Annotated in this window: 17 protein-coding genes; 5 read left to right on the top strand and 12 right to left on the bottom strand. The window is 65.7% G+C overall.

Annotation, left to right across the window (positions count from 1 at the left end):
* Positions 1-565: 565 nt before the first annotated feature.
* The 4 genes from RM532_RS05900 to RM532_RS05885 form a co-directional block, all read right to left on the bottom strand.
* The gene (locus RM532_RS05900; RefSeq protein WP_311652262.1) at positions 566-2,077 is read right to left on the bottom strand and encodes an acyl-CoA carboxylase subunit beta; all 1,512 of its coding nucleotides are present in this window, start codon (positions 2,075-2,077) and stop codon (positions 566-568) included.
* Positions 2,078-2,276: 199 nt separating this feature from the next.
* The gene (locus tag RM532_RS05895) at positions 2,277-2,819 is read right to left on the bottom strand and encodes a cytochrome b (protein ID WP_311652261.1); all 543 of its coding nucleotides are present in this window, start codon (positions 2,817-2,819) and stop codon (positions 2,277-2,279) included.
* A gap of 35 nt (positions 2,820-2,854) precedes the next feature.
* The gene (locus RM532_RS05890) at positions 2,855-3,409 is read right to left on the bottom strand and encodes a hypothetical protein (RefSeq protein WP_311652260.1); all 555 of its coding nucleotides are present in this window, start codon (positions 3,407-3,409) and stop codon (positions 2,855-2,857) included.
* A gap of 120 nt (positions 3,410-3,529) precedes the next feature.
* The gene (locus RM532_RS05885; RefSeq protein WP_311652259.1) at positions 3,530-4,546 is read right to left on the bottom strand and encodes an AraC family transcriptional regulator; all 1,017 of its coding nucleotides are present in this window, start codon (positions 4,544-4,546) and stop codon (positions 3,530-3,532) included.
* 162 nt (positions 4,547-4,708) lie between these two features.
* On the opposite strand from RM532_RS05885, the gene RM532_RS05880 reads away from it, so the two are divergent.
* Positions 4,709-5,629: a sterol desaturase family protein gene (locus RM532_RS05880; protein ID WP_311652258.1), complete on the top strand. Its 921-nt coding sequence runs from the start codon at positions 4,709-4,711 to the stop codon at positions 5,627-5,629.
* 17 nt (positions 5,630-5,646) lie between these two features.
* Here the strand turns inward: RM532_RS05880 and RM532_RS05875 are convergent, their stop codons facing one another.
* The 7 genes from RM532_RS05875 to RM532_RS05845 all read right to left on the bottom strand — a co-directional run bounded on the left by RM532_RS05875 (position 5,647) and on the right by RM532_RS05845 (position 12,255).
* A complete protein-coding gene (locus RM532_RS05875; protein ID WP_311652257.1) occupies positions 5,647-6,267 on the bottom strand; it encodes a hypothetical protein in 621 nt (206 codons plus the stop codon).
* A gap of 313 nt (positions 6,268-6,580) precedes the next feature.
* Positions 6,581-7,411 carry a CmcJ/NvfI family oxidoreductase gene (locus tag RM532_RS05870; RefSeq protein ID WP_311652256.1) on the bottom strand — a complete coding sequence of 277 codons (831 nt, stop codon included), beginning with the start codon at positions 7,409-7,411 and terminating at the stop codon, positions 6,581-6,583.
* Positions 7,412-7,496: 85 nt separating this feature from the next.
* On the bottom strand, positions 7,497-8,651 hold the full coding sequence (locus RM532_RS05865) for a hypothetical protein (RefSeq protein ID WP_311652255.1): 1,155 nt from the start codon (positions 8,649-8,651) through the stop codon (positions 7,497-7,499).
* Positions 8,651-8,881, bottom strand: a complete 231-nt coding sequence (locus RM532_RS05860; protein WP_311652254.1) for a hypothetical protein — start codon at positions 8,879-8,881, stop codon at positions 8,651-8,653. Before RM532_RS05860 ends, RM532_RS05865 begins: the two co-directional genes overlap by 1 nt.
* Before the next feature lie 4 nt (positions 8,882-8,885).
* A complete protein-coding gene (locus RM532_RS05855; RefSeq protein ID WP_423246881.1) occupies positions 8,886-10,049 on the bottom strand; it encodes a serine hydrolase domain-containing protein in 1,164 nt (387 codons plus the stop codon).
* A gap of 54 nt (positions 10,050-10,103) precedes the next feature.
* Positions 10,104-11,675 (bottom strand): long-chain-fatty-acid--CoA ligase, encoded by a 1,572-nt coding sequence (locus RM532_RS05850; RefSeq protein WP_311652251.1) that lies wholly within the window; start codon positions 11,673-11,675, stop codon positions 10,104-10,106.
* 136 nt (positions 11,676-11,811) lie between these two features.
* Positions 11,812-12,255: an SRPBCC family protein gene (locus RM532_RS05845; protein ID WP_311652250.1), complete on the bottom strand. Its 444-nt coding sequence runs from the start codon at positions 12,253-12,255 to the stop codon at positions 11,812-11,814.
* Between the two features lie 205 nt (positions 12,256-12,460).
* Here RM532_RS05845 and RM532_RS05840 point away from each other — a divergent pair, with 205 nt between their 5' ends.
* The 3 genes from RM532_RS05840 (at position 12,461) to RM532_RS05830 (ending at position 15,285) form a co-directional block, all read left to right on the top strand.
* Positions 12,461-13,393, top strand: coding sequence for an alpha/beta hydrolase (locus RM532_RS05840; protein WP_311652249.1), 933 nt, complete (start codon positions 12,461-12,463; stop codon positions 13,391-13,393).
* Positions 13,394-13,479: 86 nt separating this feature from the next.
* Complete coding sequence (locus RM532_RS05835) at positions 13,480-14,769, top strand: NADH:flavin oxidoreductase/NADH oxidase family protein (RefSeq protein WP_311652248.1); 1,290 nt, start codon at positions 13,480-13,482, stop codon at positions 14,767-14,769.
* Between the two features lie 114 nt (positions 14,770-14,883).
* The gene (locus RM532_RS05830; protein WP_311652247.1) at positions 14,884-15,285 is read left to right on the top strand and encodes an MAPEG family protein; all 402 of its coding nucleotides are present in this window, start codon (positions 14,884-14,886) and stop codon (positions 15,283-15,285) included.
* Between the two features lie 50 nt (positions 15,286-15,335).
* Here RM532_RS05830 and djlA read toward each other — a convergent pair whose 3' ends face one another.
* On the bottom strand, positions 15,336-16,091 hold the full coding sequence (djlA, locus tag RM532_RS05825) for a co-chaperone DjlA (protein ID WP_311652246.1): 756 nt from the start codon (positions 16,089-16,091) through the stop codon (positions 15,336-15,338).
* Positions 16,092-16,180: 89 nt separating this feature from the next.
* Between djlA and RM532_RS05820 the strand changes: the two genes are divergently transcribed.
* Complete coding sequence (locus RM532_RS05820; protein ID WP_311652244.1) at positions 16,181-16,744, top strand: lipocalin family protein; 564 nt, start codon at positions 16,181-16,183, stop codon at positions 16,742-16,744.
* Position 16,745 lies beyond the last annotated feature (1 nt).

Genomic DNA, 16,745 nt, shown 5'->3' with positions numbered 1-16,745 from the left:
TGGCGGCGGTCACCGGAATCTTCGAGGTGTAGACCTCGGCAAAGGCCGGTTAGCAGGAAGCATCCACTACAATCTGGACATAGACCTAGTCCACGCCGTTGAGCGTGCCCCGGTAGAAGTGGGCAGTTCGCCTGGTGCGCTGTCCTCGACGTGGTGCATGCGAAACGCCGGGGAATGACGTTCCAGCAGTCGCACCTGCTCATCGGAGAGCACGAAGGTCTGATCCCGGGCCCGGGCGCAGCAGGCGCCTGTAGCGGGTTTCCAGGTCATGGCGAAGCTTAGACCTAGACGCTGCGCACCCCCGACGGTTTAACCGCTCGCCCTGTAAGCGCAGATCATTGGCAATGCGTTAGGCCCCATACGTGGGCTGGTGCTGGCAAAGCTCGAGAATCTGCTGCTCCGCGGCCTCGGGCACCCGGTTGGGATGCCGATGACGCGCTGTTCCACCAGCGCAGCTACAGCTACGCCGCCGACCTTGAAGGCCTTCTGGGCCTGGTACGCACCAGAACCAACTCAGGTGCGGCGGGTGTCGGATAAATCCTCAACCAGGTCGGACCTGTCCGAGCTAGTACTTCAGTAGTGGCAGTGTCAGATCCAGCCATTCACAAAGTCGCGGCCGGGTTTCATCCGGACTGATTAAGTCATGTACGGCAAACATCTCGGCCCGCGGAAACGGCGACTGCCGCGCCGCGAACTGCTCTTCCAGTTCCTGCCGCTTCGCCTCCGGGTCCTCCGCCGCCTCGATCTCCCGCTTGAACGCCAACGCCACCCCGCCTTCCACCGGCAACGCCCCGAACTCGGCTGACGGCCAGGCCAGCACGTATGCCTGATCGCCGTAGTGCAGGGCGCTGGCCAGACCCATGCTCTTGCGCATGACCACCGACGCCCAGGGCACGGCGGTGGTGGCGACCGTTGTCAGCGCTTCGGCGCCGGCGCGGATGGTGCCGTCCTGTTCGGCCTGCAGGCCGATCATGAAGCCGGGTTCGTCCACGAAGCTGATGACCGGCAGGTGGAACTGCTCGCAGAACTCGACGAAGCGTTTGAGCTTGCGGCAGGCGCTGGCGTCCATGGCGCCGGCGATGCGGGTGCAGTCGTTGGCCAGAACGCCGACGGGCACACCGTTCAGGCGGGCCAGGGCGGTGATCAGGCTGGGGCCGTAGCCGGCGGTCATCTCGAAGACCGAACCGCGGTCGAGCACGCCGTGCAGGATGGCGCGCACGTCGTAGGTCATCTTCCGGTTGTCCGGGATGACGTCGTTCAGGGCCTCGTCCCGGCGTTCGGGGGCGTCGGTGGTTTCCACCACCGGCGGCAGTTCCGACACGTTGGCCGGCAGGTAGCTCAGGAATCGCCGGATGGCGTCGAACGCTGCTTGTTCATCCTCGACCACGGCGTCCACCACGCCGGAGGATTCGTGCACCTCGGGGCCGCCGAGTTCTTCCTTGGTGAGTTTGCGTTTGAGGGCACGCTCCACCAATGCCGGGCCGCCGATCAGCACCTGGGAATTGCGGGTCATGACCGCGAAGTGGGAGGACACCAGCCGGCCGGCGGGCATGCCGGCCACGGCGCCCAGCGCGGCGCTGGCCACCGGGACGGTCTTCAGGGCCCGGGCGATCGACTTGAAGCGGTGGGTCTCGTACACCGGTGCGTGGCTCTGGCCCTTGCCGGAGCTGCCGGCCACGCTGCCGCCGGCGCCCTGGTGCAGCCGGACCATCGGCACACGATAGCGGCAGGCCAGTTCCTCGGTGTAGACGCTTTTTCTCAGGCCGGCGGCGTTGGGCGAGCCGCCGCCCTGGGTGAAGTCCTCGCCGCCGACCACGCAGTGACGGCCTTTGATGCGGCCGATGCCGAGCACGAAGTTGGCGGGCTGGAATTCCGTGAGGTTACCGCCGTCGCGTTCGCCGTGGCCGGCGATGGGGCCGACCTCGCGAAAGGAATCGGCGTCCAGCAGGCCGTCGATGCGCTCGCGGATGGTCAGCAGGCCCTTGCGGTGCTGTTTGGCCACGGCCTCTTCGCCGCCCTGTTCCAGGGCGGCGTGCCGGCGCTGTTCGATTTCGTCGCGCTGCGTTTTCCAGCTCATGCCGCGGGGTTATCCGGATGCGGGCTGGTCATTGTCGGTGATGGGGCGGGTGGTGGCCAGATTTGGGCTGGCCTGCGATCGCAGCGGATGAGATCCGGCTGAGTCGTGACGATGTTGCCGGCGATCGTCCGATTGTCTGATTTCCCCTCTCCCTGGCCCTCTCCCCGCAGGCGGGGAGAGGGGGTGGGCTTGCGAGGAATCAGAGCCGCAGCATGCGCCGCACGATGCCGTCGTTGCCGAAGGCGTGGTAGATGGCGCCGCTGATGTGCACGGCGATCAGGCCGAGCAGGGCCCAGCAGGTCCACAGGTGGATGTCGGAGAACAGCATGTTCAGGTCTTCATCCTCCCAGCCCCAGTGGTAGAGGTCGACGGTCCACCACAGGGTGGTGCCCCAGCCGCTGAATGACGAGGAGATGTAGCCGCTGATGCAGCAGGCGAAGATCACCAGATACAGGATTACGTGATCGATGGCCGCCAGCTTGTGCATCCAGGGCTTCATCGCCGGCGACTGTTCCGGCACCGGCCGGTGGCGCAGGCGCACATACAGCAGCAGGAACAGCAGGAATACCAGGGTGATGCCCAGGTTCTTGTGCAGCTGGAACGGGAAGGCACGGAACTGGAATTCCGGACCCGGCAGCGGCAGGGCCAGCATCCACCAGCTGGAGATGAACAGGAAGAAGATGGATACCGCGATCAGCCAGTGGGTGATGACGGCGGTGGGTCGGTAGGCCTTGTTTGCCATATCGGCTCTCGCTTAGCTGGACGGTGGCAACCGCGTTAGGCGGTCTTTTCATGCTGCGCGCCGACCACGGCGCCCAGCATCATCATCAGGTGCAGGCAGAACCAGAGCAGCGCATCCCACAGATACATGGCCCGCAGGATTGGCCCGGTCTGTACCGCGGTGACGAAGGTGATGACATCGACGGCCGCCAGGGCCCCGAATACCACGACCGCGGCGCCGGCGGCCCAGCGGCGATAATTGACCAGCGCCGCGCCCACCAGGATCGAGGCAAATGCCAGGCCGGTGCCCACCGCGGACATCACCAGCTGCGAACTGCGAAACCAGTCCGGTCGCGACACGCGAATGCTCTGCAGGTTGGAGACCATCTGTTCGCACTGGGCGACGGTCAGGCCCTCTTCCTCCAGCTCGTCTTGCGGACAGTCGGCGGGCGGCATTTCCGACACCGTGTCGCCGACGGCGGGAATCGTGTACTGCGTCACCCATTCGTTGCCGTGGGCGGCCACCAGCAGCACCCCCAGCACGATCGCGACCACGCCCAACGCGCTGGCCCAGGCCGGCCCGGTTTCGAGGTGTTCGACGTTCTCGCTCATGACGTCTCTCTTGTTGAACGCTCGGCAGAGGCGGCTACGTTAGCCCCTCCCGCGCGTCACGACAATGCGGGCCACCACGCCGGGAAATCTTCCCGTTTTTCAGGATTTCCCGTCCCGGGTTCAGGGCAATGCATTCCTGGCCTGATAGCGGCCGGGCGACTCCCCGGTCCAGTTGCGAAAGGCCCGTGAAAAGGCGCTTTGTTCGGCATAACCCAGTAGCAGCGCGACTTCCGCCAGCGTCAGGCGGGGGTCGGCCAGGTAACGCTGGGCCAGTTGCCGGCGGGTGTCATCCCGCAGCATCCGGAAGTGGACGCCGCGCGCGGCCAGCCGCCGGTGCAGGGTGCGCTCGGACAGCCCGATGCGTTCGGCCACCGCCGCCAGTGTGGGTTCCCGGTCCGGTAGCAGGCGGGCGATCAGTCGGCGGACATCGTCCTCCAGCTGACCGCCGGGCGGCAGTTGCGCGAGCAGCGCCTCGGCCTGGGCCTCGAGCAGACCGAGCAGGGCGGGGTCGGCCTGCTGCAACGGCAGGTCCAGCATCGGCCGCGGAATGCGGATGCGGGTGTGGGGTTCCTCGAAATGCACGGGGCACCGGAAATAATCCTGATAGGGCGACACGTCCGCCGGCCGAGGATTGACGAAGTGCACCGATAGCGGCGCCAGCGTCCGACCGGTCAGCGCCCGGGCGAAGGCCACCAGGGCGGTGATGGCAGTCTCGTCCACCAGCGGCCCGGGGCGGCCGTGGCCGAGCCCCCATTCAAGGACCAGCGCGTCGGCGTCCTGCGAGAACTGCACCGGTTCCATGTCGTAGATCAGTCGTTCGAACCGGCGGTAGCGCTCGAACGCCGCGCCCAGATCCGCGCAGTTGTGCAGCACGTAGCCCATCACCCCGAAATGGGCGGCGGTGGCCGTCTGGCCGAGTTTCAGGCCCAGCAGCGGATCGTTCAGCCGGGCGGCGGCGCGTTCCAGCAGCCCCTGCCAGCCAGCGGCGGGATAGCGGGCCAGGCCGTGCGGGCCGGGGTCCGGCCGGGTTTCGCCGAGCAGGGTGTCGGCCGCCAGACCGTGGGCGTCGAGGTAGTCGTAGAGCAGCCCCACCAGGGTGCCCGGCACGACGCCGTGAACGGGGATGTCTGCAGTCATGTTGCGCCGTGTCGGAAAGGCAGGTGTCCGTGGTCAACGCCGGATCCTCGGCATCATGAGCAAGTGGCGAGAAATGTCAAAATGCCGTGACTGCTGTCAAGACAGTCGCGCCTCATCCGGCATAGGCTCGATCCCTATCCGCGTGTTGGCGAGGTGATCGTGATGGATTGGTTGATGCCCTGGCTGCAGATGTTCTTCGGCACGGATGTGGACTGGAAGCAGGTGCTGCTGGTTGGTATGTCGCCGATCTTCGTGCTGGCGTTCCTGGTGGAGTGGCGGGTGATGCTGCGGCGCGGACGTAACAGCCAGTTCCGCTGGAAGGAGATCTGGGCCAACATTGCCCTGGGTAGCTCGTACCAGATCGCCGAAACCGCCATGTGGCTGCTGATCACCGGGGCGGTATTCGCGTTCGTGTATCAGTTCCGGCTGTTCGAGTTGCCGGTCAACGGCTGGACCATCCTGCCCATCTTCGTCGGCGTGGAGTTCTGCTACTACTGGTTCCACCGCTGCTCGCACCGCATACGGTGGTTCTGGACCGCGCATGTGGTGCATCACAGCGGCGAGACCATGAACTTCACCACGGCGATGCGCCAGAGCGTACTCAACGCCTTCATCGGCAGCTACGTGTTCTACCTGCCGTTGGTACTGCTGGGCGTACCGCCGGCGGTGGTGATGTTCCTGTACGCGGTGAATCTGAGTTACCAGTACTTCGTGCATACCGAGGTGGTTGGCCGGCTGCCGCGCTGGTGCGAGTTCTGGCTCAACACGCCGTCCAACCATCGCGTGCACCACGGCCGCAATCCGGAGTACATCGACCGCAACTACGGGGGCGTGCTGATCATCTTCGACCGCCTGTTCGGCACTTACGAACGTGAGGAAGCGCCGGTCGACTACGGTATTCCGCAGCAGATCGTCAGCTACAACTTCCTGGTGCTGAATGTGCACGAGTTCGTGGACATGTTCCGCGATGTGCTGGCGCCGGGGCCGCTTACCCAGCGATTGAAGCATCTGTGGAAGCCGCCGGCCTGGCGGCGGCCGGGCCACGAGAATGTGCGCACCTGGACCACTGAAAGCCGTTCGTGACCGGCGCGCATCCCGAGCTATACCGGGTCCGCGTCTTCCCCATTGCGCGGAGCGCGCACCACGGTCTGTAGCGTACCCAGGGCGATCATGAGATAGCCGAAGGCTTCAATGACCTCCTCGATCACCCGCTTGTAAACCGGCTGGTAGTCGTCGCCCAGCAGAGGCTGCAGAAATTCGCCGTGCCCGATCTGCTGGGCCATCAGGGCGGTGATCACCAGGCCGGCCCACAGCATGGCCAGCGCATCCGAGCGCAGAAAGGTTGTCAGCTCTTGTCCGAGACGCCGGCGCGAGCCGATCGTGTAGCCGGCGAGCGCGATCAGCACCAGCCCGGCCGGCCCCTGCCAGCCCAGGATGGGCAGCGCGTCGCTCAGGAAATTGTTGAGTTCCCGGATCGACCCCAGTAGGCCGAGCAGCGCCAGAACGACGAATATACTGCGCCAGGCGGGCCGCAGGATTGCGCCAATCACGGACAGACCGACAACGGCGGCCAGCAATCCTTGATGAATGCCTTCCAGCCCGTGGCCTTCCATGAAGAATTGCTGGCGGTGGGCCGAGGCGGTCTTGGCCAGGGCGAGCAATGCAGCCGCGTAGGCCAGCGTGTATAGCGTTAGGACAATGAAATTCTTGGTATTCGACATGATGAAATAGGCTCTCCCTGCGGATATTGCTTGCGGTAGATCACTGTCAGTGCAGCGGCGTCGGCTTGCCGTATCGGCATACCTCCCCCCGGAGGACGACACGACTCTGATGGTTTTATAGGCAACGAATCCGAAACGACTGGCCTACGGGACGGACCGCTTTCTCGGTGTCCGTCAAGGGCTGGCCTGCCAAGGTGGGGAACGCGCCTCGCCGGCGTTGATCATGATGTGCTCAAACATTCCCGCGGTCGTCAGTATGACGGCTGGATGATGCCGGCGCACCGCTCTAGTCGCGGCGATACCAGCAAGGTTATTAGAAGAATGCCAGGGTGCGAACTTCGATGCTCTCCCGCGCAGGATCCTCGGGTCGGGTTCGCGGGTCCGTGAAGGCGCTGTGCGGCGTGAACCGGGCGCGGCCGTCGGTGCGCGAGTCGAAGCCCTTGATCAGAATGGCCGACGCCGGCCCGATGTCCGGAAAGTAGAGCCACCGCTGCGCCGGATTATAAGCCAGATGGTAGATCTCGCCGACCCGGTCGGGGTAGTGCATGTCGGTGCCGATAAGGTCGTCCGGGTCCAGGCTGGTGGCGTCGAGCAGGGCCAGCGGTGAGCGCTTGACCGGGCCCGCGATGGAACGCCAGACGTTGATCTGGGCGAAAGGCGTGTCCCGCAGCCGGGCGGCCTCCTCGGCGCCCAGCACGTCGCGCACGCGCTGGGCGCCGGACCAGTCGGTGTAATCGTTGTGCACCCGGCTGGCCGGCTGCTTGGCCTGCGCGTCGCCGCCGCCGTCACGCCGGCGTGTGTGGTCGAAGATTTCAACCCGGCTGGCGCCGGTGACGTCGCGGATCAACGCGACCACGTTGGGGTAGTAGCGGGCGCGTACCTCGGCATCGTCATAGAAATCGACGATGTCTACCGGCCGGTCGCGATACGCGATGCCTTCCCGCTCCAGCGACAGCGCGTCGGCCTCGGGGCGGGCGTCGTGAATCGGCACCTGGTGGTCCGCCATGGTGGCCACATACTCGGGTTCGGGAGCGCCGGTCAGGGCCTCGGTGCGTACGTACGGGCGCTGGCCGTCCTTGACCATGAAGTTGAGCGTGGCGTGCACGGCGCCGGCTGATTCAAGGGTTTCCGTGGTTGCCGACATGACTCGTTATCCATTTGATCTCGAATGGCAAATATTTTCGCGATCCCGGCAGACTCAAGGGAAATGGCCCGCGGTATGCCGGTTGTCAGCGCGAGCCGCCGACGTTCAGGGATGCCGCCAGCTCCGCCAGGCGCCCGGCACCGGGCTCGTTGACCCGCTGTTCCACATGTCGGGCAACCTCGGCCCGCAGCCGTTCGGGCAGGCGGGTGAATATCGACACCGCATCGGGCAGCAGATCGGGTTCGGCCGCCGCATCCAGCCAGGTCCGCCATACTGCCGGGGTCTGGGCCAGGCCGGCCTCGACGGCGGCGGCGCGGGCGTCGTCGTTCATCATGGCCAGCAAGGGCACCACCACCTGCCACAGGCTCTGACGGTAGGCGGCATCTATCAGTGCATTCAGCACGGCCGGATCGGTGACCGAGGGCAGGTTCACCACTCGTTGGCGGTTTCCCGGCTGCATGCTGCCGACCGCTACCAGCACCTCCGGCCACAGCGACTGTTCCTGCGCCACGTGGACCAGCGAATCAAGCACGGTTTCGTCCTCGCGGGCCACCAGGTCCCCCAGCCGGCCCTTCTGGGCATCGCCCACCAGCTGCACCAGCGACAGGGCCTCCGGCCATAGTGACTGGCTGGTGGCGGTTTTGATCACCCCGCGCAGCCTGTCGTCATCCAGGTATTCCAGAATCCGGTCCAGCCGGCCGGCGTCCTCGACGTAGAAACCGATGTGCAGCAGCGCCTCGTCGTCCAGCCGGTCGATCACCCGGAACAGGGCGGCCTCCGATACTGCCCCGACGAAGCGGCCCATGGTGATGAATTCGCGCTGTTCCACCAGAATGACCGCCACTTTCTCGATCATATCGACGGGCATGGCCGCCAGCACCGGTTGCGCCCGCGATGGCTCGATGTAGAGTGAGGTTTCGGCGAGAAAATCGGTGGGCAGCTTGTGGGCAATGGCCACCGCCCGTTTCGGGGTCATCTCTCCGGTGACCCGACCTGCCAGGAAGGCCCCCAGTGCCAGGTGGGCGATGCGCGCGGTGATGGCGGCTGGCAGCAGACCGCTCAGGCTTGCCAGCAGCCGGAAGCTGCTGCTGTGGCGCTTGAACATGGCCTCGGCTACGCCTTCGCGCAGTTGCCGCAGTTCGGCGGCCGGCCTGTCGGCGAGGAAGTCCAGCGCCTCGGGCCCGGTATCGAGCAGCCGCGCCAGTTTCTGCAGTTCGGCGCGTACGGCCAGACGCGGCATCAGTCGTGGTCCCCGAACAGCAGTTTCTTCACCGGCCCGCGAAAGGCCCGCGGAACCAGCCGCAGCGCCTGTTCGCCGGCCTCGTCGATGCGGGTTTCCTGACGCGCCACGGCATCGCCGATCAAGTCGGCGAGCTGTTCGCGGTCGCCCTCGTCCAGTTCGTCGAAGAAGCGCTGGACGTCGACGTTCATCGGAATTTCCGCCCGCAACTGGTCCAGCTTTTCGCCCATGGTGTTATTGCCCGTTATAGACGGCCTGTTCGAAAGCCTGGAACAGCGGGGCGGACTCCGGATCGAAGAACGGCAGTATCTGCGTGAAGTAGACGCCGGTGACGCCCTTGTCGTGGTCGATCCAGTAGTAGCTGTTGGCCAGACCCGCCCAGGCCACGCTGCCCGCGGCACGGCCCTCGGGGGTTTCCTCGGTGTTGATCAGGAAACTCAGACCCCATTTCTTGGACATGCCGGGATACAGCTCGACGTTGTTGGACAGGGTGGGGTCGATGCTTTCGATCGCCGGGACTTCGAGATCACCGATGTGATTCTGGCGCATCAGGTCCACCGTCTTGGCCTGCAGGATGCGCTGGCCGTCGAGTTCGCCGTTGTTGAGGATGGCGCGGGTGAAACGCAGATAGTCCCCGGCGGTGCCGTAGAGCCCGTGGCCGGCCATCTGCTGTTCCGGGTCCTGTTCCAGCACCAGCGGGTGGGGCGCGAGTCGGCCGTCCGGGGTGCGGGCGTGAATGGTGGCCAGCCGGGCGCGGGCGTCGTCCGACATGGTGAAGGCGGTGTCGGTCATTCCCAGCGGTTCGAAGATGTGCTCGCGGAAGTAGTCGCCCAGCCGCTGGCCGGAGGCGGCTTCCACCAGTCGGCCCACCCAGTCGATGCCGGTACCGTATTCCCACCGGGTGCCGGGGTCCGACATTAGCGGTACCCGCAGCGCGGCGCGCTGGCCGCTGAGAATGCTGGGGATGCCTTTCTGTTCCTGATAGCGCGCGAGGTCCGCATTCCAGATCTCGTAGCCGAAGCCCGAGGTGTGGGTCAGCAGGTTGCGCAGGGTCACCGTGCTGCGGGGGCGGCGCAGCCGGGGCTGGTCGCCCTCGAAGCCGTCCAGCACGCGGATTTCGGCCAGCTCGGGCAGCAGTTCGCTGGCTGCGCCGTCCAGGGTGAGTTCGCCCTGTTCCACCAGCTGCATGGCGGCGGTGGCGCCCACCGCCTTGGTCATGGACGCCAGCAGGAAGACCGTATCCTCGGTCATCGCGTCGCCGCCCCCCAGCTCCCGCTCGCCAAAGGCGCCGGTGTAGGTCACGCCGTCGGCATCGGCGGCCATGGCCACCACGCCCGGCACCTTGCCGGCCTCGGCGGCCCCGCCCAGCAGGGCGTCGAGTCTGTTGTTGTCCATCAGGTTTCTCCTCCTCGCGTCTGGCTCTTGGTGTGGCCTGTTATTGCGGTTTAATCCCTATTGCTGGTTGATGCCCGCCTGCCCCTTGCGGAGCACGAATTTCTGGATCTTGCCGGTGGCGGTCTTGGGAAGTTCATCCACGAACGAGAACCACTGCGGGGTCTTGAAGTGGGCGAGGTTGTCGCGCACGAACTGCCGCAGGTCATCCTCGGTGATCTCGGCATCCGGCTGGCGGATGATGAAGGCGTGGGGTGATTCACCCCATTTCTCGTGGGGCATGCCCACCACCGCGGCTTCCTGCACCGCGGGATGGCGCAACAGCACGCCCTCGACCTCCACCGAGGAGATGTTCTCGCCGCCGCTGATGATCACATCCTTGAGCCGGTCGCGGATCTCGACGTAGCCGTCGGGGTGCACCACAGCAGCGTCGCCGGAGTGGAAGTAGCCGTTGCGGATGGCCTCGTCGGTGGCCTCCGGGTCGTTGTAGTAGCCCTTCATCACCACGTTGCCGCGCACCGTGATCTGGCCCAGGGTCTCGCCGTCCCAGGGGACCTCGACGCCATCGTCGTCCACCACCCGCAGATCGCCGGAGGTCATCAGTTCCACCCCCTGGCGGGCCTTGAGGGTGGCGCGTTCACTGGCCGACAGATTGTCGTGCTCGGGCCGGGGTTCGCAGATGGTGATGAACGGCGCGGTTTCGGTCAGGCCGTAGACCTGGGTGAGTTCCCAGCCCAGTTCGTTTTCCACCCGTTCGATGGTGGCCGCGGCCGGCGGGGCCCCGGCGGTGAACAGGCGGATACCCTTCGGGGCGTTGTCGCGCAGTTCCTTCGGCGCGTTGGCGATGCTGATCAGCACCGTGGGAGCGGCGCAGAACATGCTGATGCGCTCTGCCTCCATCAGATGGAAGATTTCCGGCGGGGCCACCTGGCGCAGGCACACGTGCGTGGCGCCGCACGCGGTAATCAACCACACGAAGGTCCAGCCGTTGGCGTGGAACATCGGCAGCGTCCACAGGTAGCGGTCCCGGGTACCCAGATGGTGGTGAGCGAGGGTACCCACCGCGTTCACCCAGGCGTTGCGGTGGGTGATCATCACGCCCTTGGGCCGCGAGGTGGTGCCGCTGGTGTAGTTGATGGTGATCAGGTCGTTCTCGTCGATCTCGGGGGCGTCGAACTCGGCCGGGGCATCGGCAATCAGGGACTCGTACTGCTGCCAGCCGTCGGCTTCGCCTTCCAGGGCGATGAAGTGCGCCACCCCGGGGATCTGGTCGCGGATGCCGTCGATCATGCCGATGTAATCGGGATGCACGCACACCACGGTCGCGCCGCTGTGATCGATGATGTAGGCGAACTCGGCGGCGGACAGGCGGTAGTTGATCGGCACCAGCACCGCGCCAAGCTGGGGCACGGCGTAGTAGCCCTCGAGGTGAGCATGGGTGTTGGGGGCGATGTAGGCGACCCGGTCACCGAACGACACGCCCAGACGCTGGAACATCGCCGAGGCCCGGTCGCAGCGGTCGAGAAATTCCCGGTAGGTGAAACGCCGGTCGCCATCCACCACCGCTTCACGGTCGCCATAAAGTCGGCGCGCCCGGCGCGCAAAGTCCAGCGGGGTCAAAGGGGTCTGCATCAGCGTATCTCCTCCTGGTGTCGCAAATGAGTTCCGGCCTTATTATCGGTTGGCCGGATACGCGTCACCCCCGCTCCGCACTATACAACCTCCGTCCCGGGCCGGGGCCACCCGGCCGTGACTGGCCAGTGGCGTCTCAGCGGGCGGCGGCTGTTTGATTCGGCACACGGTCGAGCGCGCGGCCGATCAGCGTCCTGAGCACGCCGGCAATCACCTTGCCGGAACCGGGGATGCGGCCATCGAACTCGATGGTGTAATGCAGCGCCGTGCCGCCGTTCTTGGTGGGGCGGAACTCGATGCGCCCGAGGTGATTCTTGATCGGGCCGCCGCGGCTGACGGTGTACTCGATCAGTTCCAGCGGCTCGGAGGTCAGCACCGTCTCCTCGAATGCGAACGGGCCGCCCGCGATGCGGCGCACCGATCCCACGCCGTTGGGGTCGGTGCCGGCAGGGGCGTCCTTGACCCGCTTGATCGGTGCGCCCAGCAGCTTGCCGAAGCGATGGTGGTCGGCGAACAGCGGAAAGACCTGATCCGGCGGCTGAGGGTACTGTTTCTTGAACACAACGCGTTGACGCGGCATGGCGATTCCCGTTTGTCGTGATTGTGGCGTTATTGTGCCCAAAGCCGCGCCCACCTGCCCGGACGGGTGGGGTTTTGCCGCCGGCCAGCCGCCATGCTAGGCGGTGATGCTGGCGACCGTGGATAAACGGTGTCAGCCTGAAAATCCGATAAACGCGATGCCGCCCGACCGGCATTGTGGCAACAACCGAGGAGGAGACCACGCGATGCTCGACAAACAGCTCGAAGCCGTGATGCAGATGGCGGCCGAACAGGGCGCCCCCGATTTTTCCGATCTCGAACCGCCCGAATGCCGGGCCTTCTTCAAGGAGTTCGTTACCAGCGTCGATCTGCCGCAGGGCGACGTGGATGTGGACAATCGCACCATCCCGGGCCCGGGCGGCGACCTGGCCATCCGCATCTACAAGCCGAAGGGCAGCGGGCCCCATCCCATCCTGATGTACTTCCACGGCGGCGGCTGGGTGATCGGCGGCCTGGATGACTACAACGGGGTGGCCAGCAATCTGGCGGAAAAGGCCGGCTGCGTGACCATCGCGGTGGACTACCGTCTGGCGCCGGAGCACCCGTATCCCGCCGCGGTGGAGGACTGCTATGCCGCGCTGGAATGGGCAGCCGCCAACGCCGGCGAGATCGGCGCCGACGCCAGCCGTATCGCCGTGTCGGGCGACAGTGCGGGCGGTACCCTGGCCACCGTATGTGCGATGCTCGCCCGCGACAACAACGGGCCGAAGATCAGCTACCAGGCTCTGGTATATCCGGTCACCCAGACCAAGACCGGCGGCTTTCCGTCCTACGACAAGTATGGCGAGGGCCACCTGCTGACCAATCGAGCGATGGACTACTTCCGCAAGCATTATCTGGACGGCGCCAGCGAGCCGCTGGATTTCCGTGTCGACCCGCTCAACCACGGCAGGCTGGCGGATCTGCCGCCGGCGCTGGTGCTGGTGGCCGGGTTCGACCCGCTGCACGATGAGGGCATTGCCTACGCCGAGAAGATGAACGAGGCGGGTGTGCACGTGGTGGTGGCCGACTATCCGTCCGTGGCCCATGGATTCTTCATGATGGGCGGTGCGCTGGAAGCCTCGCGCCAGGCGGTGGACCAGGCGGCTGGCGCCGTGCGCCGGGCACTCGCGGCCTGACAAGCACTCGCCCCGCGATTCTCGCCGCCGGCGTCATCGACGTCGGCGGCGCTTTCGGTCCCGCCAAGCGAAGGAGTCCAGCGCCGATGACCCGAATTACCGATCCGATCACGCTGCCCTGCGGGATAGAGTTGCCCAACCGTCTGGCCAAGGCCGCCATGACCGAGGGCCTGGCCGATCCGCAGAACCGTGCCACCGACCGGCATCTCAATCTCTACAACTACTGGGCGGCCAGCCACGTTGGCCTGTCCCTGTCCGGCAACATCCACGTTGACCGACGCTATCTGGAGCGGGTCGGCAACGTGGCGGTGGACGGCAACGGTGGCCTCGATGAACTCAAGGCCATGGCCGCTGCCGGCAGCCAGAATGGCACGCAGTTCTGGGCCCAGATAAGCCACGCCGGGCGCCAGTCGCCGGCAGACATCTGTGCCGAGCCACTCGCGCCGTCCGCCAGCGCGGTGCACATGCCGGGGGCGGAATTCAACACGCCGCGGGCTGCCACCGAGGACGATATCGCCGATGTGATCGAGCGGTTCGTTCATGCCGCGGAAACCGCCAGGGCCTGTGGCTTCGGCGGCATTCAGGTGCATGCGGCGCACGGCTATCTGCTCAGCGAGTTCCTCTCGCCGCTGACCAACCAGCGCAACGATCGCTGGGGTGGCTCGCTAGAAAACCGCGCCCGCCTGCTCACCGAAATCGTCACCCGGGTACGCAAGGCTGTCGGGCCGGCGTTCCCGATCGCGGTCAAGCTCAACTCCGCCGATTTCCAGAAAGGCGGCTTCAGCCCCGAGGATTCGCGCGAGGTACTGCGGATGCTCGACGATTTGGGCGTGGACTTGGTGGAGCTGTCGGGCGGTAACTACGAGGATCCGGTGCTGTTGTTCGGCGACAACGACGCCAATGGCCGACCGGTACGCGAAAGCACGCGCCAGCGGGAGGCCTACTTTCTCGACTTTGCACGCGAGGCCCGCGAGGTCTGGCAGAAGCCGCTGATGGTGACCGGCGGTTTTCGCACCGCGAAGGCGATGAATGTGGCGCTGGCAGCCGGCGAGCTGGATATGATCGGCATCGGCCGGCCGCTGGTGGGCGACCCCGCCTGCACCGCGCGATTGCTCGACGGAAGCGCGGATTCGCTGCCCCGCTTCGAGGACCGGCTGCAGCCGGTGGGCCCGGATGCATTACCGGAGCTGGACGAGGCGACGCGCCTTACGGCCAACACGTTCGGGCATCTCGGCTGGTTCTACATGAACATCTTCCGCATCGGCGACGGTGAATCGCCGGCCATCGATGCAACCATGCTGGATTCGATCCAGCAGTTCCCGCCCCTGGAACAGGCCGTGGTCGAACGCTGGGAGTCGCCCTGGCAAAGCGCCTGACCGTGGTCTTCCCCGGGACGGCGGCGGCATTGCGCCGCCTACCCGGGCGGGTATGATGCCATGACCGCGGCGCGGTGCCGCGGCGACAAACAATAAACAAACGAGGGGGAGACGATGACAGCATTTACTGCGGTACTTCTGTACCTGATCTGGATGGTGGCGCTGACGCTGGTCTATGCCGGCTACCGCATTCCGCTGGTGCTGACCGGCCAGAAGAGCGCCGATCACTGGAGTCGGGGCCGGCCGTCGGATGATCCGCCGATTCTGCAGCGGGCCAAGGACGCCCATCTCAACTGCGTGGAAAACTTCGCTTTGTTCGCGGGTGTGGTGCTGGTGGCCTCGGCCATGGGCGAGATGGCGCTGGCCAATGTGCTGGGCGCCTATGTGCTCTACGCCCGCATCGGACAGAGCGTGGCGCACCTGATCGGCACCTCGTTCCTGCTGGTGCTGATCCGGGCCACGTTCTTCATCATCCAGTTGATGCTGATTCTCTACATGGCGATCGATCTGCTGTAGCAGATCGCTGGACCTGACCGGTGCCGGGGCGGGCTCGCCCGCCCCGGTGATCAGGCCCGCGCTTCGCTGATGCGCTCGTAGGCGTTGGTGATTTCGCGGGTCTTCTGTTCCGCCATCTCCCGCATGCTTTCGGGCAGCCCCTTGGCTGCCAGCTTGTCCGGGTGGTTCTGACTCATCAGCCGGCGGTAGGCCTTCTTGACCTCGGCATCGCTGGCTTCCGGATCGACACCCAGCACCTCGTAGGCCTGCTCCAGTGACGCCTGGCTCGGGGCCCCGCCGGCCGCCCCGCCGAGCATGGCTTCCAGCCGCGCCAGTTCAGCCTCCGACAGACCCAGCCCGCGGGCCACCCGGCGCAGCATGTCCTGTTCCGCCGGATCGATGTGGCCGTCCGCTGCCATTGCCGACAGCTGCACCTGCAGGAACATCTGCAGCAGCGGCTTCTGGCCCCGGGCCTCCTTCTCGAAGGCCGCGACCTCGGCATCCAGGTCGAATTCCGGTTCCTTGCCGCGGTTGAAGGCAGCCTTGGCGGCGGCCCGGTCGTCGCCCGACAGACGCAGTTTGTCGAACATGGTCTCGGCCATGTCGATCTCGTCGTTGGTGACCTGGCCGTCCGCCTTGCACACGGCGCCCATCACCGCGAACGTGGCTTCCAGGAAACGGGTGCGCACACGGCCGATCTGGCCGCTGGCCAGCGTGAGCTTGACGGCCCGGCCGCCCCAGACGCCGAGGATAGCGCCGATGATCAGACCGGGAAATCCGGCAATCATCCAGCCGAACGTGGCGCCGAGCAGAGTAATGGTGACCATGATGTAGAGTTGCGGGCTTAGTGGATTTGTGGCAATGCAACCGAGCGGCGGCTCACGCCGTATTTCCGCTGCCATCAAGAGGAAACTTCATGCGTCAGAACGTGTTCGCCGTTGTTGCCGCGGGCATTGTAGCCTTGTTGTCCGCCTGCAGCGTGATGCCGCCCGATACCTTCCCCCGCGAAGGGTCGGTCGATATCGAACGCTACATGGGTGCCTGGTACGTGATTGCCCATATTCCGCCGGACCGCACTCGCAACTCCTACAACAGCATCGAACGCTACCGCCTGACCGACGATGGCCGGGTGGCAACTCGCTTCACCTACCGCGAGGGTGGCTTCGACGGTGAGCTGGTTACCATGGAACCAACCGGCCATCCGCTGGCCGAAACCAACAATGCGGTGTGGGGCATGGAATTCTTCTGGCCCCTGCAGATGGAGTACACCATCAGCTATGTGGATCCGGACTACGAGACCACCATTGTCGCCCGCTCCGAGCGGGACTGGGTCTGGATCATGGCGCGCACGCCCCGGGTTCCGTCCACGGTTTACGACGATCTGGTCCATCGGGTGGCCGCGCTCGGTTACGACACCGATGCCCTGCGGCGCGTGCCGCAGCAGCCGCTGGATCAGCGCGACGATCTCCAGCCCGAATAGT

The organism is Spectribacter hydrogenoxidans, from assembly GCF_031846275.1.
In the GTDB taxonomy this organism is placed as follows: domain Bacteria; phylum Pseudomonadota; class Gammaproteobacteria; order Nevskiales; family Salinisphaeraceae; genus Spectribacter; species Spectribacter hydrogenoxidans.
The sequence above is the reverse complement of the archived record's forward strand: the minus strand, read 5'-3'. Positions and strand labels throughout refer to the sequence as shown.

Excerpts from the sequence above, each read along its gene's own strand:
- RM532_RS05885 (WP_311652259.1), bottom strand. The coding sequence starts at position 4,546 with ATGACTGCAGACATCCCCGTTCACGGCGTCGTGCCGGGCACCCTGGTG.
- RM532_RS05870 (WP_311652256.1), bottom strand. The coding sequence starts at position 7,411 with ATGTCGGCAACCACGGAAACCCTTGAATCAGCCGGCGCCGTGCACGCC.
- RM532_RS05880 (WP_311652258.1), top strand. The coding sequence starts at position 4,709 with ATGGATTGGTTGATGCCCTGGCTGCAGATGTTCTTCGGCACGGATGTG.
- RM532_RS05900 (WP_311652262.1), bottom strand. The coding sequence starts at position 2,077 with ATGAGCTGGAAAACGCAGCGCGACGAAATCGAACAGCGCCGGCACGCC.
- RM532_RS05820 (WP_311652244.1), top strand. The coding sequence starts at position 16,181 with ATGCGTCAGAACGTGTTCGCCGTTGTTGCCGCGGGCATTGTAGCCTTG.
- RM532_RS05865 (WP_311652255.1), bottom strand. The coding sequence starts at position 8,651 with ATGCCGCGTCTGGCCGTACGCGCCGAACTGCAGAAACTGGCGCGGCTG.
- RM532_RS05895 (WP_311652261.1), bottom strand. The coding sequence starts at position 2,819 with ATGGCAAACAAGGCCTACCGACCCACCGCCGTCATCACCCACTGGCTG.
- RM532_RS05845 (WP_311652250.1), bottom strand. The coding sequence starts at position 12,255 with ATGCCGCGTCAACGCGTTGTGTTCAAGAAACAGTACCCTCAGCCGCCG.
- RM532_RS05835 (WP_311652248.1), top strand. The coding sequence starts at position 13,480 with ATGACCCGAATTACCGATCCGATCACGCTGCCCTGCGGGATAGAGTTG.
- RM532_RS05875 (WP_311652257.1), bottom strand. The coding sequence starts at position 6,267 with ATGTCGAATACCAAGAATTTCATTGTCCTAACGCTATACACGCTGGCC.
- djlA (WP_311652246.1), bottom strand. The coding sequence starts at position 16,091 with ATGGTCACCATTACTCTGCTCGGCGCCACGTTCGGCTGGATGATTGCC.
- RM532_RS05830 (WP_311652247.1), top strand. The coding sequence starts at position 14,884 with ATGACAGCATTTACTGCGGTACTTCTGTACCTGATCTGGATGGTGGCG.
- RM532_RS05840 (WP_311652249.1), top strand. The coding sequence starts at position 12,461 with ATGCTCGACAAACAGCTCGAAGCCGTGATGCAGATGGCGGCCGAACAG.
- RM532_RS05890 (WP_311652260.1), bottom strand. The coding sequence starts at position 3,409 with ATGAGCGAGAACGTCGAACACCTCGAAACCGGGCCGGCCTGGGCCAGC.
- RM532_RS05850 (WP_311652251.1), bottom strand. The coding sequence starts at position 11,675 with ATGCAGACCCCTTTGACCCCGCTGGACTTTGCGCGCCGGGCGCGCCGA.
- RM532_RS05860 (WP_311652254.1), bottom strand. The coding sequence starts at position 8,881 with ATGGGCGAAAAGCTGGACCAGTTGCGGGCGGAAATTCCGATGAACGTC.